20 protein-coding genes and 1 pseudogene are annotated in these 22,401 nt (G+C 54.4%); 17 read left to right on the forward strand and 4 right to left on the reverse strand.

All coding sequences use genetic code 11. The features are described from left to right. Window positions 1-39 precede the first annotated feature (39 nt). Both fdxA and AGA_RS02515 read right to left on the reverse strand, forming a co-directional pair. A complete protein-coding gene (gene fdxA, locus AGA_RS02510) occupies window positions 40-372 on the reverse strand; it encodes a ferredoxin FdxA (RefSeq protein WP_059024603.1) in 333 nt (110 codons plus the stop codon). Between the two features lie 165 nt (window positions 373-537). Continuing rightward, a pseudogene (locus AGA_RS02515) lies at window positions 538-3,122 on the reverse strand (helicase-related protein). Between the two features lie 112 nt (window positions 3,123-3,234). Between AGA_RS02515 and AGA_RS02520 the strand changes: the two are divergent. The 3 genes from AGA_RS02520 to AGA_RS02530 all read left to right on the forward strand — a co-directional run bounded on the left by AGA_RS02520 (window position 3,235) and on the right by AGA_RS02530 (window position 5,884). Next, on the forward strand, window positions 3,235-4,659 hold the full coding sequence (locus AGA_RS02520) for a leucyl aminopeptidase family protein (protein WP_059022888.1): 1,425 nt from the start codon (window positions 3,235-3,237) through the stop codon (window positions 4,657-4,659). 170 nt (window positions 4,660-4,829) lie between these two features. Then, a complete protein-coding gene (locus AGA_RS02525; RefSeq protein WP_059022889.1) occupies window positions 4,830-5,243 on the forward strand; it encodes a MarR family transcriptional regulator in 414 nt (137 codons plus the stop codon). Between the two features lie 197 nt (window positions 5,244-5,440). Then, complete coding sequence (locus tag AGA_RS02530) at window positions 5,441-5,884, forward strand: hypothetical protein (protein ID WP_059022890.1); 444 nt, start codon at window positions 5,441-5,443, stop codon at window positions 5,882-5,884. Window positions 5,885-5,899: 15 nt separating this feature from the next. Here AGA_RS02530 and AGA_RS02535 read toward each other — a convergent pair whose 3' ends face one another. Beyond that, the gene (locus AGA_RS02535) at window positions 5,900-6,925 is read right to left on the reverse strand and encodes an MraY family glycosyltransferase (protein ID WP_083503514.1); all 1,026 of its coding nucleotides are present in this window, start codon (window positions 6,923-6,925) and stop codon (window positions 5,900-5,902) included. A 65-nt stretch (window positions 6,926-6,990) separates the two neighbouring features. Between AGA_RS02535 and AGA_RS02540 the strand changes: the two genes are divergently transcribed. The 4 genes from AGA_RS02540 (at window position 6,991) to AGA_RS02555 (ending at window position 11,938) form a co-directional block, all read left to right on the forward strand. Beyond that, window positions 6,991-9,009, forward strand: coding sequence for a nucleoside-diphosphate sugar epimerase/dehydratase (locus AGA_RS02540; protein WP_059022892.1), 2,019 nt, complete (start codon window positions 6,991-6,993; stop codon window positions 9,007-9,009). Further along, a complete protein-coding gene (locus tag AGA_RS02545) occupies window positions 9,006-10,142 on the forward strand; it encodes a DegT/DnrJ/EryC1/StrS family aminotransferase (RefSeq protein WP_059022893.1) in 1,137 nt (378 codons plus the stop codon). Before AGA_RS02540 ends, AGA_RS02545 begins: the two co-directional genes overlap by 4 nt. A 14-nt stretch (window positions 10,143-10,156) precedes the next feature. Continuing rightward, window positions 10,157-10,621 carry a hypothetical protein gene (locus tag AGA_RS02550; protein ID WP_059022894.1) on the forward strand — a complete coding sequence of 155 codons (465 nt, stop codon included), beginning with the start codon at window positions 10,157-10,159 and terminating at the stop codon, window positions 10,619-10,621. A 78-nt stretch (window positions 10,622-10,699) separates the two neighbouring features. Beyond that, window positions 10,700-11,938 carry a glycosyltransferase family 87 protein gene (locus AGA_RS02555; RefSeq protein WP_059022895.1) on the forward strand — a complete coding sequence of 413 codons (1,239 nt, stop codon included), beginning with the start codon at window positions 10,700-10,702 and terminating at the stop codon, window positions 11,936-11,938. A gap of 49 nt (window positions 11,939-11,987) precedes the next feature. Here the strand turns inward: AGA_RS02555 and AGA_RS02560 are convergent, their stop codons facing one another. Next, window positions 11,988-13,826: a hypothetical protein gene (locus AGA_RS02560; RefSeq protein WP_157065279.1), complete on the reverse strand. Its 1,839-nt coding sequence runs from the start codon at window positions 13,824-13,826 to the stop codon at window positions 11,988-11,990. A 586-nt stretch (window positions 13,827-14,412) separates the two neighbouring features. On the opposite strand from AGA_RS02560, the gene AGA_RS02565 reads away from it, so the two are divergent. From AGA_RS02565 to AGA_RS02600, 10 genes are all read left to right on the forward strand, one after another. Beyond that, window positions 14,413-14,625: a Flp family type IVb pilin gene (locus AGA_RS02565; RefSeq protein WP_194299296.1), complete on the forward strand. Its 213-nt coding sequence runs from the start codon at window positions 14,413-14,415 to the stop codon at window positions 14,623-14,625. 198 nt (window positions 14,626-14,823) lie between these two features. Continuing rightward, the gene (locus tag AGA_RS14005; RefSeq protein ID WP_231945919.1) at window positions 14,824-14,976 is read left to right on the forward strand and encodes a hypothetical protein; all 153 of its coding nucleotides are present in this window, start codon (window positions 14,824-14,826) and stop codon (window positions 14,974-14,976) included. Then, window positions 14,976-15,245 (forward strand): A24 family peptidase, encoded by a 270-nt coding sequence (locus tag AGA_RS14425; RefSeq protein ID WP_408735970.1) that lies wholly within the window; start codon window positions 14,976-14,978, stop codon window positions 15,243-15,245. Before AGA_RS14005 ends, AGA_RS14425 begins: the two co-directional genes overlap by 1 nt. Then, window positions 15,242-16,129 (forward strand): Flp pilus assembly protein CpaB, encoded by an 888-nt coding sequence (gene cpaB / locus AGA_RS02570; RefSeq protein WP_059022897.1) that lies wholly within the window; start codon window positions 15,242-15,244, stop codon window positions 16,127-16,129. Before AGA_RS14425 ends, cpaB begins: the two co-directional genes overlap by 4 nt. A gap of 37 nt (window positions 16,130-16,166) precedes the next feature. Continuing rightward, complete coding sequence (locus AGA_RS02575) at window positions 16,167-17,525, forward strand: type II and III secretion system protein family protein (RefSeq protein WP_231945921.1); 1,359 nt, start codon at window positions 16,167-16,169, stop codon at window positions 17,523-17,525. Beyond that, entirely contained in the window at window positions 17,480-17,863 is a 384-nt protein-coding gene (locus AGA_RS02580; RefSeq protein WP_157065281.1) for a hypothetical protein, read from the forward strand. Before AGA_RS02575 ends, AGA_RS02580 begins: the two co-directional genes overlap by 46 nt. A 5-nt stretch (window positions 17,864-17,868) precedes the next feature. Further along, entirely contained in the window at window positions 17,869-19,110 is a 1,242-nt protein-coding gene (locus tag AGA_RS02585; RefSeq protein ID WP_059022900.1) for an AAA family ATPase, read from the forward strand. 4 nt (window positions 19,111-19,114) lie between these two features. Continuing rightward, complete coding sequence (locus AGA_RS02590) at window positions 19,115-20,518, forward strand: CpaF family protein (protein WP_059022901.1); 1,404 nt, start codon at window positions 19,115-19,117, stop codon at window positions 20,516-20,518. After that, the gene (locus AGA_RS02595; protein ID WP_059022902.1) at window positions 20,515-21,465 is read left to right on the forward strand and encodes a type II secretion system F family protein; all 951 of its coding nucleotides are present in this window, start codon (window positions 20,515-20,517) and stop codon (window positions 21,463-21,465) included. The genes AGA_RS02590 and AGA_RS02595 overlap by 4 nt, the downstream gene beginning before the upstream one ends. Window positions 21,466-21,468: 3 nt before the next feature. Continuing rightward, window positions 21,469-22,377, forward strand: coding sequence for a type II secretion system F family protein (locus AGA_RS02600; RefSeq protein ID WP_059022903.1), 909 nt, complete (start codon window positions 21,469-21,471; stop codon window positions 22,375-22,377). Window positions 22,378-22,401: the final 24 nt, after the last annotated feature.

Genomic DNA, 22,401 nt, shown 5'->3' on the forward strand with positions numbered 1-22,401 from the left:
CGGTGCCTTTTCTGTAGGGAGCCTGTTGTTGTGGCAGGCTTAGTCTTTGTGTGGCTCGGGGGAAAGAAGCTCGGCCTTGTTGGGCTTGTCCTTCCACTCTTCCGCATCTGCAGGCGCTGTGCCCTTGCGTGTGATGTTAGGCCACTGGCTGGCGTATTTTGCGTTGATTTCTGCCCACGCTGCTGAACGGTCATCGCTGTCGGGGAAAATGGCTTCAGCGGGGCATTCAGGTTCGCACACGCCACAGTCAATGCACTCATCCGGGTTGATAACCAGAAAATTTTCACCGGCGTAGAAGCAGTCAACGGGGCAGACTTCCACACAGTCCATGAATTTGCAGCGGATGCAGTTTTCAGTGACCACGTAGGTCATTGCCATCTCCGAAATTATCTGGCGGTCGAGGGGGGCTCGCCGCGTGGGGTCAGATGGCCAACCAGCCGGTCGTGCCACCAAGGATGGCGCAGATATGATGGGGTTTTTGCCCTATGGCAACCCGCTTGCACGAAAGGGCGCACTTCGGTAGCGGCAGGGCTGCTCCTACATGCGGCTTCGTAATGTGCTTAAAATGGCAAAAGGGCTGTTATTTAGGGCGTTTTGCAGATGTTTGGGGTGAGTGGCCCGAGCGGAGCGCTGTTTTCTTTTTTCTGTCTGCCGTGTTGGTAAAACCATAAAAGGAGCCGGCGGCCCTGCATAATGGCGGGGCAACGCTGCCGGAGCCTGTAGGCGGATTCCTAGCCCCTTGAGCACCTCTGGCAGTTCCTTTTTGCTTACCCCAAGGCGAGATGCCAAGGCCAAAGGTAAAGGTTTGGCCGTACGGGCGCAGAACTGGCGCATGTCCTGAACGATGCTGGCGGCAATATCGAGTCGGACCAACGTATGGTGGCTTGCCACCCAGCCAATGCTGCGGAGCAATTCCTGCGCGGGGAGGGGGAGAGGCGCGCTCAGACGCATGGAGACAGCGCCATCTGGTGGCAGGGCGGTAACGGGCAGGGCGTTGTACAAGCGTAACAGCAGGCTACGCAGCACCATGGCATGGGGTTTGAGCAGGGGGGTGCAAAAAGCCAGCGTGCCATGCAGTCGTATGGCCTGCCGCCGAAGGAATGTTGCTTCCTGAGGAGGGAGAGATGGAGGGGCCGGCAGGGCCGCAACCCCTCCGTTTTCCATCATGGCATGGACGATGCCGCGGAGCAGTGGGTGGTCGGCTACCGCTTGCTCGGCACGGAACAGTGGCGCCAGAGTCTGCTGTAATTTTGCCGTCAGAGACTGGGTAAGCCGTTGGCGTATTTTGGCCTTATGGGCGGATTCCAGAAATTCGGCGTCTTCAACATGAATAACGGGCTGGAGAACGGTGTCGCCTTTGCGCAGATGGGCAATCCGCTCGCCGTTCCACAGGAAGTGGCCTGTTAGTGTGTCCAGCGTAATGTCGCTTTCCGGTGCCTGCAAAAAACGGGTGACAAGGCGGGGAATCTCGCTACGGGCAGCGCGGCGTGCAGCTTTGAGAATAAGGGCTTGGTCGGAGCGGGCTGCCTCCTGGTCAGGCACAAAGGTGAAGCCACGCATATGCCCAACATCATGCCCTTCCACGCGGACTTCGCCGAATTTGCTGATAGCGCAAAGCAGGGGCGAGTTGTCTGCTTCCTCCAGCCTGCGGGCCAGACTGGCGGCACGTTTGTCCACAAACCGGCTGGCCAGCCTCTCATGCAGGGCATCGGAGAGTGTGTCCTCCAGCATCCGGGTATGGCGTTGCCAGTGTTCCGCGTTTTCTACCCAATCGGGGTGGGCCGAAACATAGGACCACGTGCGAATGCCCATCAGGCGGTGCATCAGGTCTTCTATTTCTCCGCCTGTATGTTCCAGATTGGCAAGGCGGTTTTTGAGCCATGAGGAGGGCAGACGCCCCTCCTTGGCCAGAATGGTAAAGAGCTGGCCGCACAGGCGGATATGGCTATCCACCCCCAGTTTACGAAAATCCGGGATCTGGCAGATTTCCCACAAAAGACGGGTCTGTTCGGGTGTGGTTGCCAGTGTCCGCACGGCAGGTGTTTGCATGAGCGCGCTGAGCGTCTGCATGTCGGAGGCAGGCTCGGCGGGTCTCAGGCAGGGGTGGGGTGTCTTCTGGCATAGGCTGGCATGGAGTGCCTGTGGGGAGGCAAAGCTGAGCCGGCTGCTACGCCACCATAAAAAGGAAAGGGGTTCGAACCTGTGTTCCTCAATGGCTTCCGCCATGTGGTCGGGCAGAGGCGGGCATTCCCCCGTTGTGCCAAAGGTACCGTCCCGCGTGCCACGGCCTGCGCGGCCTGCAATCTGGGCGATTTCGGCAGGGGCCAGCATACGGTGCCTCTGCCCGTCAAATTTGGACAGGCCCGCAAAGGCAACATGGTCGATATTCATGTTCAGGCCCATGCCAATGGCGTCTGTTGCCACCAGATAATCTACCTCGCGGTTCTGGTAGAGGGCGACCTGTGCATTGCGGGTGCGGGGGGAGAGCTGCCCCATAACCACGGCACACCCACCCCGTTTGCGTCGGATAAGCTCGGCAATGGCGTACACATCCGCCATGGAAAAGGCGACAATGGCCGTGCGCGGCGGCAGGCGGGACAGGCGCGTATGCCCTGTGTAACTCAGGCTGGACAGGCGTGGGCGTGTTTCTACCTCCACACCGGGGATCAGGGCCTTCATGAGCGGGGCAATGGTGTCTGCCCCAAGGAACAAGGTCTCGGACCGGCCGCGGGCATTGAGCAGCCGGTCGGTAAAAATATGGCCGCGTTCGGGGTCCGCGCAGAGTTGGATTTCGTCCACTGCCACAAAGTCCACCGCGCGGCTCATGGGCATGGCTTCCACCGTGCAGGAAAACCAGCGGGCCTGCGGGGGGACTATTTTTTCTCCCCAGTAATCAGGGCGACTGCACGTACGCCCTTAAGGCGCACCATGCGCTCGTAATTTTCACGCGCCAGAAGCCGGAGTGGAAAGCCGATAATGCCCGAGGTGTGCGCCAGCATCCGCTCCAGCGCCAGATGCGTTTTGCCGGTGTTGGTAGGGCCCAGAATAGCCCGAACTGGTGCCTGATCTGCAAGAGGGGAAGAGTGCAGGGCAGAGGCAAGCTGGCGGGTGGAAACCTTCATGCTGTGCATGGTCGGATGCCCAGCTCCGAAAAGCAAGCCAGCAATGTGCATAACCTCCCCCGTTGCATGATGGAAAAGGGAGGCGCAGGGTGCGGACAGAAGGAGGAATGCCATGCCTATTCACGATCTGGACTGCCTGACTGTTGCGCGCAGGCGGAAGGCTCTTTGTACTGTTCATGCCGTGCGGGCCTCTGGACGAGAGACGTGGGAGGCATTGGTAGGCGCCCCCGCTGCGGCTTTTGCCAAAAGCTGTGGTTTTGGTGGCAAGGCAGGGCAGCTTGTGCTGGTGCCCGGCCCGGATGGCAGGATGCAGGCTCTGTTTGGCCTGCCGGAAAAAGGGGTGCGGGACCCGTTTGCGTTCGGCAAGCTGGCGCTGGACCTGCCCGAGGGCGACTGGAGCGTTCAGGCACCCGATGACGTGGCGCGGGATGACGTTATTCTGGGCTTCTGTCTGGGTGCTTATCGCTACAGTTTAAAAACGGATGACAAGCCAACCGGCGCGCCCCGGCTTGTGGTGACGGCAGGCGAACGTAAGGGGCTGGCGGCGCAAATGGCGCAGTCCATCTGCTTTGCGCGTGATCTGATTAACACCCCCGCCAATTTGCTGGGACCATCCGATCTGGCACGGGAAGCCAAGAATGCGCTGCGCCCCTTAGGGGCCGAGGTCGACGTGGTTAAAGGTTCTGCGCTGGATGAGGCCTACCCGTTGCTGGCGCATGTGGGCAATGGGTCAGACCGCAGCCCTCGCGTGGTGGTGGCGCGCTGGAGCGGCTCAAGCGCGGGCAAGGATGCCCCGCTGGTGTCCCTCGTAGGCAAGGGCGTGTGTTTTGATAGCGGGGGGTATGACATCAAACCCTCCAGCGGCATGTTGCGGATGAAAAAGGACATGGGCGGGGCGGCCTCGGTGCTGGCTCTGGCGCATCTGATTATGGCGCAGGACCTGCCCATCAGGCTGGAGTTGCGGCTAGGCTGTGTGGAAAACAGTGTCTCCGGTCACGCCATGCGCCCGCTGGATGTGGTTCGTAGCCGCGCTGGCCTAACAGTGGAAATTGGCAATACGGATGCCGAAGGGCGGCTGGTGCTGAGCGATCTGCTGTATGAGGCGGGAGAAAGTCATCCCGATCTGCTGGTAGATGTGGCGACCCTTACAGGGGCTGCCCGTGTGGCGCTGGGGCCGGATCTGCCAGCCTTGTTCTGTAACAACGACTCCACAGCTATGCTGTTTGCGGAAGCGGCAGAGCACGAGGCCGACCCCCTGTGGCGGCTTCCGCTCTGGCAGGGTTATGCAGGCTGGCTCAAAAGCTCCGTGGCGGACCTGAACAACATTGCCTCCCGCCCTATGGCGGGGGCGATTACGGCCGGTCTGTTTTTGGAACATTTTGTAAAACCAGACCAGCGTTGGGCGCATGTCGATAGCTACGCGTGGAATGATTCCAGCCGTCCGGGCCGCCCGGAAGGGGGAGATGTTCCCGGAATTCGTGCACTTTTTCGTGTAATCCGTTCTCTTTGTGGAACGAATGACACGAAAAAGACTTAAAGCCGATACAGGAAGGTCAAGCGCGATAATTTTTTGTTACAACGCTTTAAAATTTCGTTTCGGTGTCTATATAAAGCCCAGCAGATTCATTCCGGTTTGAACATGGGCCGGGAAAACACCGCTGGGTGGGCCAGAGCACTGGCCCCCAGTAGAAAAGGAAGTTGATTATCATGGCACAGGCCGCAGAAAAGGCAGAGGATCTGGTCAAGACCCTGCGGGATACCATTGTTGCACTGGTGCGTGGCGAAGGGCCGGATCTGTCCGCCCGTCAGCTCGCTGTGTTCCTGACCTGCTATCTGGACGAGAGCGGGCATACGGTGCGTGGTCTGGCAGCAAGCCTGAATGTGTCCAAGCCTGCCATTACCCGTGCTCTGGACCGTCTGAGCGAGCTGGATCTGGCACGTCGTAAGGTAGACCCGCTGGACCGTCGTTCCGTTCTGGTGCAGCGTACCCCCAAAGGTGCAGCTTACCTGAAGGAAATCCGCTCCATTATGGGCACCACTGTGCGGGATGCCGCTCAGAAAACCCAGCCGGAAGAAAAAGTGGCAACGGTGCGCCGCCTGCGCCGTGTTGCTGCTGCCTGAAAGTCGGTTTTATCCGGAATTCAGATGACGAAGGTTGCCGTGTGGCGTGCCATGAACCATTTTTTACAAATGGTCATGCGCCCCTCACCGGCAACCTTTTTGTATGAGGGGCGTTGATTTTTCTAACTTGTCTGGCTGTTAGCATCCGCGCAGCTATTGGTTATTTTCCAAGACAGACCTGTAAAGGAAGCCGTCCCATGCGTTTTTCTTCTGTTGTCGCTGCTGCTGCTCTGGCTGTTTCTTTTGGTGCTGCGTCTGCGGCACATGCGGCTGATACTCTGGGTGCGCCTACGGCCAAACTGACCCTGACGGCCAAGTCTGCCGATATCGGGTTGGGCTATACGTGGGGTGATGGCACGTTGACTTATGCTGGCAAGGCGCACGCCTTCTCCATTACAGGGGGGACCATTGCCGCAGTCGGTTTTTCCAAGATCGAGGGGACCGGCACGGTGTATAATCTGCACCGCCTAAAGGACTTTAATGGCACCTACGCTGCTGCTCATGGTGAGGCTACGCTGGGGCAGGGCCTAGGCGGCGCTGTGCTGGAAAACAAGAATGGCGTGCGCATCAAAATCGAAACCATCTCCCAAGGGGCAAGGCTTGCTGGCTCCGCGCAGGGGCTGACGCTTACACTCAAATAATCTTTGGGAGGCAGCCTACCACTTGCCGATGGTGCCTTGATGGGCGCGTAGAACGCTCCACGCAGTCCATACCAGTTGGGGGAGTATGAGCAGGGTTATGCCGCTTATACTCCCCCAAACGTGTGTTTGGGGAGCAACAAGGCAGGCTATGGCGCCGCCCCATAGGGTCAGCCCCCATTCCAGAATGGAAATGGTGGTGATAGGCAGGCTGCTGCGGTGGAGAACCTGATACAGGTGCCCTCTGTGTGCGGTGACCAGCGACTGGCCCGCAGACCATCGCCGCACGAGTGTAAACAGCACATCGTAAATCAGTGGGAAAAGCAGGGCCGGTCCCAGTAGCCAGCCAGAGGGTTGTGTGGTGTGGCTTGCACCATACAGGGCTGCGGCTCCTGCCAGTAAGCCACAGCCCTGACTGCCAACATCTCCCAGAAAAATACGGGCATGGGGAAAGTTGAAGGGCAGAAAGCCTAATAGGCAACCAGCCAGTAGCAGAGCAGGCCAGAACAGTTCAGGCACACCAAAAAATGGTGCAACAAGAGCAAGAACAAACGCTGCGCAGGTCAGGCACCCCGCAATCAGCCCATTCAACCCATCCATAAAGTTGACCGCATTGGTGATGAACACCAGCCAGAGGATGGATATGGCAGCCCCAGCCAGCGGCGTTGGCCATGTCAGGCGTATGCCTCCCCCCACAATTAGGCAGGCGGCGATGATCTGCGCGGCGAGCTTGATGGACGGGGGCCACTGGTAAAGGTCATCCAGCCACGAAACACCGCACAGAAGCACAAGGGCGCAGGCTTCCATCAGAAATGGAAAAGAAAGTACCATCTGGCCGGTTGCCGCCTGTAAAACAGGGTAGAACAGACCGAATGTGGTCATGACCCCTATACCCCCACCTTTGGGTGTAGGCCGGGTATGGGCGCTACGGTGGTCGGGATGGTCCAGTATTGCCAGCCTGACCATACTGCGCACAATAATGGCGGAGAGCAGGGTTGCGCAGGGCAGGCAGAAGAAGGCCAGAGCATATGAAGGCAAAAACATGAAAAAGACCGTTGTCCGGTTGGCTGCTTCTAGGATGTCAGGCGCTAGGTTATAGGGACAGGATCATGCTCTCGTACCGTCCACCGTTCCAGCATTCCTATCCAAGATTGTGGCCGTTGAACAGGATGGCCGGGAACATCGTGCTTGATGGTGCGCTGGCAGCGGTGGCGGCGCCTCTGGCGCGTTGGCTGGCTGCCCCGCAGGATGGTCTGCTTCACCCGCTGTGGTTTCTGGCCGGGGGGAGTATCTCGCTGGTGGTGAGTGGTCTGCCATTCAGGATACCGCAGCAATACTGGCGCTTTTCCGGTGTTTCGGACCTGTTGGGCATTGCGGGCGCATCGGTTGCCAGTGCGGTGTTGTTCTCTCTGGGGCTGGTTCTGTCAGGCTTTCCGCTACCCAGCGAGACATTTCCCATTATCTACGCGCTGGTTTTGCTGGTCCTGTTGGGCGGCCTGCGTGTGTCTTACCGTTTGGCGCACAGAATCGCCGCGCGGCAAGCTAACCAGAAACAGGTTGTGTTGATTGGGTCGGACACCGTGGCCGACCTGTATCTGAGTGCGCTGGACCGTAGCCAGGATATGAATATCAGCATTATCGGGCTGGTGGGAGTTGGCACCCGTCAGGCAGGGCAGCGGATTCAGAATGTGCCGATTCTGGGGCATGTTGAAGATATAGCGTCTGTTCTTGAACGTATGCGCAAGATGGCGACCTTGCCTGAGGCGCTGGTTGTAACGGACCCGGCGTTTAGGGGGCGTGCGTTAAGCCGTGTGCTGGACGTGGCGGCGGAGTACGGCATTGCCGTGCTCAGAACACCCGTTATGACGGATCTGACCCCGGCGGACCATGTGCAGTTGCGGCCCATTCCGCTGGAGGATTTGCTAAACCGCCCACAGGTGCCGCTCGACCATGCGGGTATGGAGCGGTTGATCCGGGGCCGTACGGTTCTGGTTACGGGGGCTGGCGGCACCATTGGGTCTGAACTGGCACGTCAGATTGCCGGGTTGGGACCTGCCCGCCTTGTTCTGCTGGACCACGGTGAATTTGCGCTCTGGCAGATTGATGTCGGGCTGACAGAATGCGCGCCGGACATTCCACGCCACATGGTTGTCGCTGATGTGCGTGATGAAAACCGGATTGATGCCGTGATGGCGCATTTTCGGCCAGACTTGGTGTTCCATGCGGCGGCACTCAAGCATGTCCCAATTGTGGAGGCTAACCCAACGGAGGGACTGCTGACTAACGTGCAAGGCACACGCGTTGTGGCAGATGCCGCCGCTCGCAACGGTGTTGCCGCCATGATTGTGATTTCGACCGATAAGGCCGTTAATCCGTCCAGTCTGATGGGGGCGTCCAAGCGCGCGGCAGAAATGTACTGTCAGGCGTTGGATGTGCAGGCCCGTGCCAGCGGGCAGGATGGCGCCATGCGTTGTATTACGGTCCGGTTTGGTAATGTGCTGGGGTCAACCGGTTCGGTCGTGCCCTTGTTCCGGCGGCAGTTGGAGCGGGGTGGTCCGCTGACCGTTACCCATCCAGAGATGTGCCGCTACTTTATGACCGTGCCAGAGGCTGTAGGCCTTGTGTTGCAGGCCAGTGTGCGTGGGATGTCCGGTAAGGGAGAGAGTGGTACGGACGACCTGCTCCGGCATGGCGGCATTTTTGTGCTGGATATGGGTGAGCCCGTTAAAATTGTTGATCTGGCACGCCAGATTGTGCGGTCTGCGGGCCTTAAACCGGATGAGGATGTGGCCATTCAGTTTACCGGCCTGCGTGCGGGAGAAAAACTGTACGAGGAGCTGTTCCACGGGCGGGAGGCTCCGGTGCCGACCGATGCGCCGGGCCTGCTTATGGCAACCCCCCGCGTGGTTGAACTGGCGGATGTGCGGGCGGCGGTGGACCAGCTTACGGCTTATGCCCGGCAGAACAACGTGCAGGCTGCTTTGCAAACTCTCCACTTGCTGGTGCCCGAATTCGATCATAACCCCAATGGGGAAGTGCGGGCCCGGGCTTCGACTGGTGCAAAATCCTCCGGTGTTGTACAGGATGCACAGATAAAGGCCGATGGTACGGAGCAGATGGCACCATGAGCAGTTCAGACAACAGGCCCATTGCGTTTCTTGATCTTGCCGCCCAGCAGAAGCGGATGGAACCTGTGCTCCGTCAGCGGCTGGAGGCTGTTCTGGCGCATTGTCGGTTTGTTATGGGGCCAGAAGTGACCGAGTTGGAAGAACGTCTGGCAGCTTGGTGTGGTGCGCGTGAATGTGTGGGCGTGTCGTCCGGCACAGATGCGCTGCAGATCGTTATGATGGCAGAAGGCATAGGTCGAGGGGATGCCGTGTTCCTGCCTGCCTTTACATATACCGCCACGGCGGAAGTCCCTTTGGTGCTGGGGGCTACGCCTGTTTTTGTGGATGTGGACCCGCATACGTTCCAGATTGATCCAGCCCATTTGCAAAGCCGTATTCAGGCCGTGCGGGCGGAAGGTAAGCTGCGGCCACGCGCCATAGTAGGGGTGGACCTGTTTGGCCAGCCTGCACCATGGGCACAATTGCGCAGCATTGCTAAGCAGGAGGACCTGTTTTTGCTGGCGGACTGTGCCCAGTCTTTTGGGGCAGAGCTGGCGGGCAAGCCATTGGGGCGGGAAGCTACGGCTACAACCCTATCCTTTTTCCCTTCCAAACCTTTGGGCGGGTATGGCGATGGTGGTGCCATCCTGACCGATGACCCGGAGCGTGCGGCCTTATACCGCTCCTTGCGCACACATGGTGAGGGCACCAGCCGGTATGAAGTCCTGCGCACAGGTATGAACGGTCGGCTAGATACCCTGCAGGCTGCGGTGCTGCTGGCCAAACTGGAGAGCTTTAAGGACGAGCTAGCCCGGCGGAACCAGATTGCCACGCAGTATGACAAGGGCCTTACCGGTTGTGTGCAGGTGCCGGTGCGTGTGGCGGACAGCCAGAGTGCGTGGGCTATTTACGCTATTCTGGTGGGGAGCACGGCTGAGCGGGACGCTCTGCAGGCCCGGTTGAAGGATAAAGGTGTGCCTTCAGCTATTTACTATCCCCTTCCATTGCACAAGCAGCCAGCCTACCGAGACCACCACGATGGTACGGCGCTCCCTGTTTCCGAAGATCTGGCGCAGCGTATTCTGGCTCTGCCCATCCACCCGGAACTGACAGACCAAGACGTGGCGCGCGTAATTGCCGCAGTCAGAGGGTAAGAAAGAGTATTACGATGCGGAAAGAAACTGCGTTTATCATTGGTTTTCTGGTTCTCACCATAAGCACAACGGCTGTGATCTGGACATTCGCGCTGCCCAACTTCAAACCTGTATCGTTCCCACAGGTGGCCAGTGGCGTTATTGATGTGGGGCCAATGCACCATCAGCGCCCATTGGGTGCGGACGAAGTGGCTGATGTGAACAAATGGCTTTCTGGCCACAAGTCCGGTTGGGGACCGCTGAGCCGGACGCCGCCTTCTTCAGGAGATTCCCACCTGTTCCTCAAGGATGAGCAGGGTAAGGATGTGCTGACCCTCACTTTGTGGACGGGCATTAGCGCGGCTGACTGGAATGCCACGGTGTTTGTGGAATCTCCCGATGGCTCATGGGTCCGGTCGGAAACATTCCCCAATAAGGAATTTGCACCACTCCGTATGATGGTGGATCGTTATCCCTTCAAACATTCCAGCTTTCCGTAAGGCATTCATGGTCGGAAAAAACACGGTCCATAGCTCGCTACCGGGGTATGGGCCGCGTTTGGTATTTGGGGAAAAATAATGGGAAACCTGAGCGGGTTTCGTAATTTTTTTAGAACCGCACAGTGGATTACCCCGCAGAGAAGCCGGTTGTATTGTCTGCTTTTTCTTGTGCTCATCAGCGCCATGATCGGGGGGCTTCTGGTTACGTCCCATTCGGGTATTGATGCGAACGGGAAAATTCTGGGAACCGACTTTATAAGCTTCTGGGCTGCGTCCGACCTCGCCTTGCATGGTCATCCTGCCGATGTTTACCAGATGCACGCCCATGAGGCGCAACAGTTAAAAATTTTTCCGCAGGCCAGTCAGTCTGGCTATACGGCTTTTTTCTATCCCCCCTTATTTCTTTTAATCTGTTTGCCGCTAGCGGTTTTTCCGTATCTTGTCTCTTTGTGTCTCTGGTTGTCTGTTACAGGGTATGCCTGCTGGCGGGCGGTTAAGGGGTTTTTGCCGGAGAAGACATCATGGGTATTTGTGGCCAGCTTTCCGGCAATTTTTATCAATATTCTGCATGGTCAGAATGCCTTTTTAACCTGCGCACTTTTTGCTGGAGCGGTTTATCTGTTGGGTAAAAGGCCAGTTGTTTCTGGCATATTTTTTGGTTTGCTCTGCTTTAAGCCACATCTTGCCCTATGTGTGCCTTTTGCGCTGACCATGGCGCGGCAATGGCGGGCACTGTGTGCATTCATAATGACCGTTGTTGTGTTTGTTCTGGTGAGTTGGGGTTTGTTCGGAACCGCAACATGGCTCGGTTTTCTTCAGAACATCCCGTTTGCCACCGCAACGTTGGAAAAAAACTATGTGGGATACGGCAAGATGGTCAGCATTTTTGCCGCTGTCCGGTTGCTGCATGGTAGTCTTTTTGTGTCTTACTTTGTGCAGGCCGTTACTGCGTTTCTTGTTTTTTCGGTTTTAATGTACATTGCGTTTTATAGAAGAGCGTCTCAGGCAACCGGGGTCATGCTCATTATTACCGCATTGGTGGTGACGCCTTTCCTGCTGGATTATGACCTGATGCTTCTGGCTCCGGTTCTTGCGTGGCTTGCACGGCAGGCTCAGTTGCACGGTTTTCTGCCCTATGAACGCTTTTTACTGGCCTTTGCTTTTTTAATGCCTCTGTTCGTGCGGTATCTGGCGCTTTCTTTGAACGTGCCGGTCGGGCCGGTTATCCTGCTGGCTGTCGCCTATATGGTGGCGCGGCGTGCTCTGGGGCAAACAACTGTTTGCTTGCCACGTGGCGTTGCTGTCTCGCCGGTATAGTCTCGGGGGCCCTGCCTGTAGTTTGTTAGGCAGGGGAGGATTTTTAGCCCTAATGGGCTTGTGTCTGGACGGCGGAGGGTTCCTGATCGGGGAGAATACGAAGGATGCGGATATTCGTATTTTCCTTGAGGGGAACAGGTTCTAGCCATGCGGGAGGATGCCCCGCTGCAATCATGTGTGCGATGCTGGTCGGAGGCAATACGTCATTGCTGACGTGATTGGCCGCAATGCAGAGCACAACGCCAGTAAGATGCCTTTTGTCTATAATATTACGGATAATTTTATGGCCCTGTGGCTGTGTGTCATCAGAGGTCCATAAAAGGCCAAGGTCGTGAATGCCCTGGGTATTGGGGTGGTAAGGGCCAGCAACAATGTTGACGCCACCTGCAGGGAGCGTGGTCCATATTAGAAGAGGGCCAAGCCATATTTCGTTCATGATATTGGCATTGGCGCCAAAAGTCTGAACAATTTGTGCGCCGGTTTTTGCATCAAGCATACAGGTATCGGTGTTGTGCTGTGTGCTTGGGGCTTTGGTCATATAGGCCTGTGCCAGCAGGAATATCCCTAAAAACAGAGTGAAAAACGCCATAAACAGGTCCCCATCAGCCTGTGGGTGGCGTTGGGCCAGGGTGCGGCGCAAGGCAAGCGCGCAAACTATCGCGCCCAGTCCCCCGGCGTATGAACCAAGACGCACATGCAGCAACCCCAGTATGGTTGTGGTGCCTAGAATGAGGGTCATCAGTGCGAGTGCCCAGACCTGCGGTCGGCGTCTTTTTCGCCAAGTCAGACGCAGGCATATGAGAACGGCCACGAACTGCACGCATACAAGTGCGATATCGGAGGGGAGTCTGCTTTTGAAAAGGCTTCGGTTTTCGATGATATGATTGAAAAAGTAGCTACGAAAAACAGGGTCTGCTGTGTTGACGGGAGGGGCCGCCAGCAGAGTTATGCCGCTGCCACCGATCAGGCAGAATATTGCGGTTACGATGCACAAAGCCAGAAATTTCGTTTTGCTGGCAGTATTGGGTGCGATGTGGACAAACCAGCGGCATCCGCCCGCGGCTAGGCCACAAAGGAGCAGCAGGGCAATGTGGACGCAGCTATATCGGTCTGTGCGCGGGAACATCAGACCCTCAAAAGGGGGGTCAATCAGAAGCGCGAGAACAGCAAAGCTGACTGCGGACGCAAAAAGAACAATCAGATTGATATTCAGACGGTGCGCGATGATGGCGCTTTGTCCCCGCCACAAACAGCCAGCCCACAGCACAAAAAAGGTCAGGAGTTCAAACGGGAGTGTCTCAATGGAACTCCACATGGCCAGAACCAGAGTAAGGCCTGCAAAAAAAGCTTTGCTTGGAGCCGGGGTTCTTAAAAAACGTAACGTGCAGGCCAGCGAGAGGACGGCCAAAGCAAAAGACAGACCATGGTGGCTGACCCGGCCCGGAAGGATATAGGCGGTGAGCACGGCTGCTGTGGGCATAAACAGGCTGACCCAGACCAACACACCCGGTCGGGCGTGACGAGGGGTAACAACCGTTGTCAGCACCCAGCAGGCCCAGACTATGATGAGGAACGACAAAGGCCCAACAATAAAATGCGCCTGCGCAAGAGCCTGATGAATGGTTAAGCCGTGGGGGAGGAACGGCAGCGCCGTCAGCGCAACCAAAAGATCGTATGGAAGAGTCCAGTGGATGGGCATACCCCCATAACCAGCGCCCTCATGCCGATACCAATATTGGGTCAGATGTCCGATAAAACCGCCCGTGTGGGGGTGCGTAGGGTCTGTGTAGCCCGTAAAATAATCCGTCAGGCACTGCTCAATAAATGCCAGTCGCATCCATGTATCGGAGTCATGGTACGTATTGCCGGTTCTGGGGAGAAGATTCACGATGAATCCTAAAAACAAAACCAGAACTGCTACTATTTTCAGCCATGCAGACAGTGTGTCGTGACGTTTTTTGCGGGCAGTATTGAGGGACATTAAAAAGACGTTCTTTCGCCATGCTTGTTATGTATAAATATTTTTCCACGCATCAATGAGGGAAAAATCATGACTATCTGTGTCGAGATTACGCGTTAAGCTGTTGATTTTGAAAGGTCCGGATTTTTCACGGCAAGTATAGGTCCAATTAATTTTTTTGCGCAATGTATAGATCTGGCTTTTCCGGCCGATAAACGGGGTGCGAGTCGAAAAAAATAGGGCTTCCTATTCTTTATAAATTCATAGATCTGTTATTCAGACGGTTTAAGTATATGTTCAAAATTCATTAAAAAATATTTTTCAAATTGTATCGATCATACACATGCCGCAGAAAAGTGCAGTTTTTGGCTATTTTTTTGATGAAGTCATGGATACATCTCATCATGTTTGTTAAATATGTTTAATCATCTTTGCTTCCTCTTTGTTTGATCAGAGTAAGATCTTATATTGAATATTGAAGGAAGATAACTTTTCTTACCACTAAGGAAGAATCATGGAAAATTTCGTTTTTCGTATTAAGCAGTTTGCTCGTGGGTTCATGCAGGACCGTAAGGGCGTTACCGCTCTGGAATACGCTCTGGTCGCTGCGGTGCTCGTGACCGTTATCGGTTATGCTTTTGCTCATCTGGGCACCAGCCTGAACACCGCGTTTAACGACATCGGTTCCGGCCTGACCAACCAGGCTTCGAAAGCCGCTTCGAGCTAATAGTTCGTCGTAAGGTTACCCTCGGCATTGTGGCTGCGTGGTGTTGTGGAAGCAATACCATTGCAGCCCTGCGGAGGCGCATAACAGGGCGTGCGCCCTTTATGTTTTTTGAGGCGTAAAGGTGACGAGCGCTCTGTTGTGTAGTTTAGAGGGGAGAATTGTAGTTTTATCTGCAATTCTCCTTCTTTTTTTGCGGCCGTGACGGATATCCGGGCTAGGGAGATCCCGGACTGGATTTCTGGTGCGTTCGTATTGCTTGGCCTCCTGATGGTGCCAGTGCTTGGCTGGCATGGCATTGTGGGTGGCGCTGTTATCTTCTGTGTATTTTTGTTTTATGGCTCCTCCGCCTGATCGGCGGAGGAGACGTCAAGCTTATTGCTGCGTCATCTCTCCTGTTTTCGCCTTCCCAGCAGCTGTGGTATATTTTTCATATAGCCATTGCAGGAGGTGTGCTGGCAGCGGTTTATCTTGCTTTCAGGGGGCGCCTGCGTGTGCCATCGTCCCGTCGGTTTGGGCGCGCCGTACGGGTTGAGTGCTGGAGAATTAGGCGTGGTGCACCATTGCCTTATGCTATAGGCATTGCGTCTGGCTTTGTATGGACGATCGGGCGTAATTTATGAACCCTCGCATACTGTTAATTGTATTTCTGGCTGTAGGTGGTCTGGGCGGTTTTCTGTTTTTTCGTGCGTTGACACGCCCTGTCGTACAGCCCAAAGCACCGCCGCCGATTCCTGTCGAGCGGGTGCTGGTTGCGACTCATGCTTTTCAGGTTGGGGATTTTGTGCGAGGCGATGACAGCTTTGTCACGAAGGTTCTGCCGCGTTCCGAACTCCCCGAAGGTGCGGTAAAGGATACAAAAGCCGATCGTAAAAGTGTACATGGTGCGGTGGTAATCGGCGCTATTGAGCCGGGTAATATTTTACGGTCGTCACAGGTTTTGCCAGTGGGGGCTCCGGGGTTTCTGCCTGCGGCGCTCAAGCCCAATATGCGGGCCGTGAGTATACAGGTTACACCTGTAAGCAGCGTAGGTGGACTGGTGGAGCCGGGAGACCATGTGGACCTGATTCTGACGCAGTCTTTTCATTCTGGCAGCGCACCGCCTTCTGTCGTTGCGCGTGGCGTGGCTGCAGGGGTGCGGGTTATTGCTGTCGATCAGACATTTCTGCCTCCTGATATACTGAGTGCAGAAAGTGGGTCTGAAGGTCCGCTTCACAATAATAAACCTTCAGTTCCTCCGGCACCCCCTACGACGGTTACGCTTGAAGTCACGCCAGAGCAGGCTGTTGCCATAACTGTTGCAGCGGAAATGGGGCATCTTTCTCTCGCCATTCAGTCTTCTCATCGGCATGATCAACTGCTGGCCCCGGAGGTTAAGGACAATCAGGTGGGCGATGTGCCTGACTTTGGGGCAAAAACGGTTGGTAATGTTTCAGCTGTGAATGACGGTGGGACAACGGTGCATGTTTATAACGGGACGGCAGGCTCACTTAATGTACAGTTTTAAAAAGTATGGGCTGTGCCTGTTGACCCTCGCAGCCTCCATGACGTCCGGCCTTTTGGATGGGCTGTGCCCACAAGCATATGCTGCGGAGGCGGGCGTTCCTTCCGGGCAAATTGTACTGGCTGGTGGGGCTGGGCGTGTTGTTAAGCTGCCAGCTAGCGCGACCAGTCTGTTTTCGGCCGACCCCAAGGTGGCAGAAGTCCGTCCTGCCAGCCCGCGCAGCTTTTTTGTGTTCGGGGTGGCGCCGGGGAACACAAGCATTGAGGCAACATCGGCCACAGGGGACGTTATTGCTCGTTATACGGTGCATGTTGTTGCATCTGGCTATAATGCCTCTCTACTCAGGCAGAAATATGGCTCTGAGACGCCCGGCGTAACAATCTCACCCTCTCCAGATGGTATGAGTATAGAAGGGCAGGCTCCAGACCCGCAGGCGGCGCAAAAGCTGGTTGATCATGCCAAATCTCTTGCTGGCAAAGATGGCTATGTGGCGGATTATATGACTGTGCCGGGGTCCATTCAGGTCAATCTGCGCGTTCGGATTGTGGAAATGGATCGTTCCCTTGTGCGCGAACTGGGCGTGGAATGGCAGAATGTAAACGCATTGGGTACGTCTGTAACGGTGGCTGCGGCAACGCAGAGTCCGTTGGCCGCCATGACGACCCTACAAAGCAGCATTGGCATTACTTCTCGCTTTAATGTGGGCAAGACCCCGGTCACGATGGAAACGGTGATTGACGCACTGGCGACCGATGGGCTGATCCATAGTCTTGCAGAGCCCAATCTGACGGCCATAAGCGGCCAGCCAGCCAGCTTTCTTGTCGGGGGTGAATACCCTATTCCGACATCCAGCTATGGCGGCAACACCAACGTGCAGTTCAAACAGTATGGTGTGTCGTTGGGTTTTGTTCCAACAGTTCTGGCGGATGGCCGTATTAACTTACATGTTCGGCCGGAAGTCAGTGCTCTGTCCAGCGATGGGGCGGTGACCTACCAGAATGGTTCCAACTCTGTTCAGATTCCGGCCATTACGGTGCGCCGGGCCGATACAACGGTGGAGTTGGGGAGCGGGCAAAGCTTCATTATTGCCGGGTTGTTGTCAGACAGCACAAAAATCAACACAACTGGCCTGCCTTGGCTGGGGGATATTCCCATCCTTGGAGCGCTTTTCAAGTCCAGCAGTTTCCAGAAAAACGAGTCTGAACTCGTTATTATTGTCACGCCTTATCTGGTTGCTCCGGTTGATGACATCAACAGTCTGCACACGCCAGATGAAGGATGGGTACCCCCGACTGACCTTGAGCGGGTTTTTCTGATGCGTCAGAGCGGCACGGATGTCAGGAAAAAACGGCCGTGGCAGAAAATGGATACTGGCGACGCTGGATTTATGGTGGAGTAAACGATATGGCACGGTATTCCGCCTATTTTAATAAGATCGTAATGTTTTCTGCGCCCTTGGTGGCCTGTGTGTTTGTGGTGGGGTGTTCCAGTATGGACCCGCAGACCCAACCGTATACTTGGCGGCCATTGCATATTTATGAGGCCAATATTGCTGCGCAGGTTGAGCGTAAATCTGACCTCGTCTCCGGCAGAAAGCTGGGGCCAAGCGATGGCCATGAGGCAGCAGAAGCTGTTCAGCGCTGGAGAGATGGCAAGGTTAAAAAACTGCCTAATACAGATGTTGCTCAGGTTCAAAGTGGTAGTAACAGTGAAAATTCCGAAGGGTCAGGGAATTAACGATTGTGTCTGAAACGCGCACGCAGATTTCCACTACGCCCGAAGCAAACGAAAGCGATATTCGTGTCTTGGCATTGGTACAAAGTGCCGAGACAGAAAGCATGTTTATAGACTTCATTCACAGTGTCTGTCCCGATCAGGGGGAAGTGCTACGTCTTTCTCTTGACCAGTCTATGGACTATCTTGAGAAAAATGATGTTCCACCCTACGTCATTGTCGATATAGGGGGCGCCTCGGACCCTCTGACCTGTGTGCGTGATATTGCTGGTACAGTTCCGCCAAGTGTTACCCTCATGATTGTGGGTGACCGGCAGGATGTGGATTTTTACCGCGCCATTACGCATGGTTTTGGTATTGCCGAGTATCTTTACCACCCATTGGTGCAGAATCTGGTTGTCCGCTTTTTTGGCGGCATTATTCTGCATGGTCAGAAGTTCAGGTCAGCGGCCAACGGCGGCAGTTTTATACTTATGACGGGGGTGCGTGACGGGGTTGGGGTTTCGACCATTTTGGCCAATCTTGGCTGGTGTGTTGCCGAGGAACTCAAGCGGCATACGCTTCTGGTTGACTTCAACCTCCAGTCCAGCAAGTTGGGACTTTTGTTGAATGCGGAAAACAACAGTGGTCTTCAGGCTGTTCTGGAAACGCCTGACCGTATGGATGGCCTGCTGATAGAGCGCAGCACACAGGTTCTTTCCGACAGGTTGCATCTGCTGGCCGCCGTTGGGCCTATTCTGAATCGCCCAAGAATTGCTCCGGCAACGTCTAAAGCTCTGATTGAGTTTGTGCGGACCAAATTTCACTTTATCATGGCAGAATCCAGCTGGCGTGATGGAGATATGTATCTGGCATTGCTGGAAGAGGCTCAGCAGCTTATTTTTGTGTTGGACCCTACACTTATTTCTATTCGTGATACGCTGCGTGCTTTGGCGGCGCTGCCAAAAGGGTCTTTGCCAACACGGCCAATTTACGTTTTGAACAACTATGGCCGACCGGGCACATTGTCCATGGAAGAAGTGTGCAAAAGTCTTAATCTGCAACCGGATGTGGTTATCCCTTATATGCCAAAGGATTTTGGTGAGGCAGAAATTAATGGGCAGCCGCTGATTAGCCAGAATGTGCAGTTTCGTAACGCCATGATGCTTCTAGCTCAGACTGGTCTTTCGGTGCATGTGCCGGGTCAGCATAGCCAGAGTGGATGGCGTGGCCGGATTTCTGCATTGTTCTCAAAATTAAGAAGAAAGTAAAACCATGGCTAATGAAGATAGCGGCGATCGCGTTGAACGTTTGAGGCGTCTTCAGTTTTTGCAGCCACCAGCAGAAACAGCCCCAGAGCCATTGCCGGTTATTCCTGAAGAAGTTGTAGAACCAGAGCCTGCGGAACAGACCCTGACGCATGACCAGTGGTTGATGTTAAGGGGGGGCTGCCTGACCCAGCTTGACCCGGCCCTTATTCTCCCTCTGTCAGCAGATCAGTTGGCCCATGCCATTGAACGGGTGGTTGATCAGGTAGCAACAGATCAGCGCATCCATTTGAATCTGCGTGAACAGAAGGAAATCACGTCCGAACTGGTTAACGACATTAAAGGGTTGGGGCCGATCCAGCCTTTGCTGGAAGATGACCAAATCAATGATATTCTGATCAACGGACCAAACCGGGTTTTTGTCGAGCGGAGCGGTAAAGTTGTTGTCGCCCCCGTGCGTTTTCGTGATCAGAGGCATCTGATGTCTGTCTGTCAGCGTATTGCTACAGATATGGGGCGGCGTGTTGATGAATCCAGCCCTATGGTAGATGCGCGCCTTAAGGATGGGTCGCGCGTCAATATTGTGTTTCCTCCACTGGCTCTGGATGGGCCATATGTTTCCATTCGAAAATTTGCAAAGCAGAAAATAGATTTTGCAAAAATGGTGGAAAATGGTTCTTGCTCTGAAAGTCTGGCAAAAATTCTGGAAATTGCTGCCCGAATCAGGCTGAACATTATTGTTTCGGGTGGTACCGGGTCAGGGAAAACCACGCTGCTTAATGCACTTTCCCGTTTTATTGATTTTGGTGAGCGTGTCATTACTGTGGAAGATGCTGCGGAGCTTCAATTGCAGCAGCCCCATGTTGTGCGTATGGAAACGCGCCCCGCATCGCTGGAAGGGCGCGGGGAAGTGACGCAGAGAGATCTGGTCAGAAACGCCCTGCGTATGCGACCAGACCGTATTATTATTGGTGAGGTGCGCTCGGCTGAGGCTTTTGACATGTTGCAGGCCATGAATACGGGCCATGACGGCAGCATGTCCACCATTCACTCCAACAATGCCAAAGACGCCATCACCCGAATAGAAAACATGGTGCAGATGGGCAGCATGTCGTTGCCTCTTTCGGCCATTCGTACGCAGATTGTTGGGGCTGTGGATCTGATTGTCCAGATTGGCCGCCAGCGTGACGGGGTGCGGCGTATTGTGCAGGTGAGTGACGTGGTAGGGCTGGAAAATGATGTTGTGGTGATGAACGACATTTTCCGGATGGCATTTGATGGGGAAGATGAAACCGGACGTCTGAAAACGCATTATAAAGTCTCTGCTGCCCGTCCAAGCTTTTTTGAGAAGCTGCAATATTGCGACATGGATCGTCTGTGGAATTCCGCTCTGTCTGAGGCCAGATTATGAATTCTCTCCTGTTATCCGGTGTTGTTTTTTTTCTGTTGTGGGTGGCCGGGGGAGTTTATATTTATTTTCTTTTGCAAAGGCAGGAAAAACGAAGCCAACGGATTGAAGAGTCTCTTTCGGCTTATGTTGTTCTGCCAAAAGTTGAAGAAGATCCTTTAAGTATTTATGTGTTCTCGCACAAAATAAACAAGGTCTTGCGATATTTTTTGTATAGGGTTCTCAACTTCAAAGTTGCGGAGTCTTCTATAAAAAATAACAGGAATGTCTTTATAATCTCTCTTTCAATTTTTGCTGTTATTTTTTCTTTTTGTGCGCTGTTCGTTAATTTCACATGGGCATTTTTGTCAATATTCGCGTGGATATTCTGCTTTCGATTTTTTTATACCTATATGGGCAAACGGTATAACCGAAAGCTGTATGATCAGTTGCCTGATACAATAGGCATGTTGGTGCGCGACCTGCGTGTTGGTATGCCGTTGTCCCGTGCTGTCCAGCTCGTAAGTAGCGAGGCCAGCGAGCCAACAGCCAGTGAATTTGGTCGAGTTTTGCAGGATGTGGCCATTGGGGCCAGTGTTCCTGGCGCGTTTCATGCCATGAGCCAGCGGATTACGCTGGAAGAATATAAACTGCTGTCTATTGTCGTTAGCCTACAGGCCGAGAGCGGCGGCACAATGGCGGATATTATGGCTAGTCTGGAGCAGACGCTGCGCAGCAGAATGGAAGTGCGGCGTAAGGGGTATGCTGCATCGGGCGAGGCCAGAATGACGAGTTACATTCTGCTGGGGATGCCAATTGTTATTGGGGCTGTGCTGGAGTTGCAGAATAAACACTACTTTGACCCGGTATTTACCACGCCTAACGGCCACTATGTTATATGGCTGGCAGCAGGCTTCTGGCTTGTCGGTCTGGCTTCCATCAAACTGTTGCTGATAAAGGTGCTAGGATAAATTATGTCGGCCCTTGCTATAGCAGCTGTCTTATTTATTACGTTGATGTGCCTGGGGATGATTTACATTGTCGAACAGGAAAAGAAGCTGGATGTACGTAAAAACAGAATTAAAAAATTCTGTATCATTGATAAGAATGTTAATTTTGAAAAAAAAGGCATCGATGTTTATGGCGTACTCTACAAAATCGGTAGGATCATTGTTCATGCCAATATTATACCCAAGAAAACAATTGATGAGATTATAGTCAGTATTTCCAAAAAATCAGAAGCGAATAACAAGGTTTTTTATACGTTTATCGGGGCAAAGGTTTTCTGTTTTTTTGTTGGGATCATAAGCGGAATTTACATTTTTTTATCGACCGACACCGGCCTGTTCAGCCATGTCATGCTTCCGCTTTTTCTGCCGGTTACAGGTATTGTTCTGCCAGATATGGTTCTGAGCCAGATTCATAAAAAGTATCTCAAGGGCGTAGAAGAGGGTATGCCGCAGGCCTTGGACCTGCTGATTATCTGTGCCGAGGCCGGTATGCCCATTGAGGTCAGTATTGGCCGTGTTGCTCAGGATCTGACCTCGCTGAACAAGGATGTGGCAAACGAGTTCCGTCTGACACTACAGGACATGCAGCTTATTCCCGATCGGTATGAGGTGTTTCGGCAGATGGCCAGAAGGACTGGCCTGCCGGTGATGAAGCAGCTGTCTTCCATTCTGATCCAGTCATTCGAGACGGGAACCCCGTTGGCAGATGCGTTCAGAACCTTGTCGGATGATGTGAAGCAGGATGCTATGATGCGTTATCAGGCACGTGTTGCTCAGTTGCCGGTTTTTATCACGTTGCCCATGATTCTTTTTATCCTTCCGGTTCTGTTCATTGTCGTGCTTGGTCCACTTGCTGTACAATTTTGGAAGTAAGGCGATTATACGCAATCAGGAGTG

Origin of the sequence: Acetobacter ghanensis (genome assembly GCF_001499675.1) — a bacterium.
Taxonomy (GTDB): Bacteria; Pseudomonadota; Alphaproteobacteria; order Acetobacterales; family Acetobacteraceae; genus Acetobacter; species Acetobacter ghanensis.

Bases quoted from the DNA above. Each gene is read 5' to 3' on its own strand.
- AGA_RS02590 (WP_059022901.1), top strand. From the start codon at position 19,115: ATGGCTAATGAAGATAGCGGCGATCGCGTTGAACGTTTGAGGCGTCTT.
- AGA_RS02555 (WP_059022895.1), top strand. From the start codon at position 10,700: ATGGGAAACCTGAGCGGGTTTCGTAATTTTTTTAGAACCGCACAGTGG.
- AGA_RS02550 (WP_059022894.1), top strand. From the start codon at position 10,157: ATGCGGAAAGAAACTGCGTTTATCATTGGTTTTCTGGTTCTCACCATA.
- AGA_RS02595 (WP_059022902.1), top strand. From the start codon at position 20,515: ATGAATTCTCTCCTGTTATCCGGTGTTGTTTTTTTTCTGTTGTGGGTG.
- AGA_RS02600 (WP_059022903.1), top strand. From the start codon at position 21,469: ATGTCGGCCCTTGCTATAGCAGCTGTCTTATTTATTACGTTGATGTGC.
- AGA_RS02530 (WP_059022890.1), top strand. From the start codon at position 5,441: ATGCGTTTTTCTTCTGTTGTCGCTGCTGCTGCTCTGGCTGTTTCTTTT.
- AGA_RS02525 (WP_059022889.1), top strand. From the start codon at position 4,830: ATGGCACAGGCCGCAGAAAAGGCAGAGGATCTGGTCAAGACCCTGCGG.
- AGA_RS02535 (WP_083503514.1), bottom strand. From the start codon at position 6,925: ATGTTTTTGCCTTCATATGCTCTGGCCTTCTTCTGCCTGCCCTGCGCA.
- cpaB (WP_059022897.1), top strand. From the start codon at position 15,242: ATGAACCCTCGCATACTGTTAATTGTATTTCTGGCTGTAGGTGGTCTG.
- AGA_RS02545 (WP_059022893.1), top strand. From the start codon at position 9,006: ATGAGCAGTTCAGACAACAGGCCCATTGCGTTTCTTGATCTTGCCGCC.
- AGA_RS02565 (WP_194299296.1), top strand. From the start codon at position 14,413: ATGGAAAATTTCGTTTTTCGTATTAAGCAGTTTGCTCGTGGGTTCATG.
- AGA_RS02575 (WP_231945921.1), top strand. From the start codon at position 16,167: ATGACGTCCGGCCTTTTGGATGGGCTGTGCCCACAAGCATATGCTGCG.
- fdxA (WP_059024603.1), bottom strand. From the start codon at position 372: ATGACCTACGTGGTCACTGAAAACTGCATCCGCTGCAAATTCATGGAC.
- AGA_RS02540 (WP_059022892.1), top strand. From the start codon at position 6,991: ATGCTCTCGTACCGTCCACCGTTCCAGCATTCCTATCCAAGATTGTGG.
- AGA_RS02520 (WP_059022888.1), top strand. From the start codon at position 3,235: ATGCCTATTCACGATCTGGACTGCCTGACTGTTGCGCGCAGGCGGAAG.